This window comes from Roseisolibacter sp. H3M3-2 (genome assembly GCF_029211165.1).
Lineage (GTDB): Bacteria > Gemmatimonadota > Gemmatimonadetes > Gemmatimonadales > Gemmatimonadaceae > Roseisolibacter.
Genome location: NZ_JARGEK010000684.1, coordinates 1 through 1,045, shown reverse-complemented (window position 1 = coordinate 1,045; position 1,045 = coordinate 1). Strand labels below are relative to the sequence as shown.

Genomic DNA, 1,045 nt, shown 5'->3' with positions numbered 1-1,045 from the left:
CGCGTCGCCGCCGGGCTCGCGGCCGCCCCCCGCGGCGGGCGGCGCGCCGGCCGCGCGGTGCGGCACCGACCTGCCCGTGACGAGATCGGTCTCGAGCAGCGTGAGCTCCTCGTACGCGAGGCGGCGGTCCTCGCCGCGGCGCGGATAGGCCGGGCGCACCATCGACAGGCCGTCGGGGGCGACGGCCACGGCCAGCTCCGCGACGTCGAGGTCCCCGACGCCCTCGTACGAGCGGGGCATCCGGTGCACCGCGAGCGTCTGCAGGTCGAGCACGACGTGGTCGTCGCGGAAGTAGACGAGCCGGCCGCCGGTGAGGTCGTGGTGCCGGTCCGCGTTCCAGTAGTCGTCGTCGGCGTCGTCGACGGGCGTGGGCGGGCCGCCGGGGGGACGCAGCCGCCGCACCGGGCCCGCGGCCGGGCCGTCGAGCAGCACCGGCTGCGCGTCCCGCGCGACGTACTCCGCCTGCACCCGCCCGTCGACCTCGCGGACGAAGTAGAAGAAGTCGCCGTCGGTGTCGCGGGTGCCGACGAGCGCGACGAGCGCCGACGCGCGGGCGTCGCCGGCGCCGTTCCAGGTGAGGGCGCCGCGCAGCTCGCGGTACGTGGCCTCGCCGTGACCGACCTGCCCCGCCCTGCCGCGCAGGGGAAGCGGCGCGCCGCGATGGCGCAGCGTGTACCGACGGTCGACGGCGTCCGCGCGGTGCCGGCGCCAGTCCGCGTCGAAATACGAGCGCGCGACGCCGCGCGCGGTCGTGACGACCTCGAACGGCCCGACGGCGTGCACGCGCGTCGCGACTGGCTCCTGCTCGGCGGCCGGCCGGCGACCGACGCGGGCGGCCAGGAGCGCGGCGGCGGCCGCGGCGGCGGCGCGGGCGCGGGCGAGCAGGCGCATGGGACGGGGGCTGAGGGGTGCCGGCAAGATCCCGCGCCCGATCACCCCGCGGTCACCGCCGCGCGCGGCCGCGCGGCGCTACGCGGCGTCCTCCACCCCGCCCGCCGCGGCGAGGCGCGCGACGGTGCCGGGCAGCCCGAGCGCCTGACGCCGC

1 protein-coding gene is annotated in these 1,045 nt (G+C 79.7%); it reads right to left on the bottom strand.

Annotated features, from left to right (window positions below):
* Positions 1-891, bottom strand: an 891-nt coding sequence (locus tag PYV61_RS25720) for a hypothetical protein (protein ID WP_275836738.1), incomplete at its 3' end; no start/stop codon positions are given.
* Between the last annotated feature and the right edge of the window lie 154 nt (positions 892-1,045).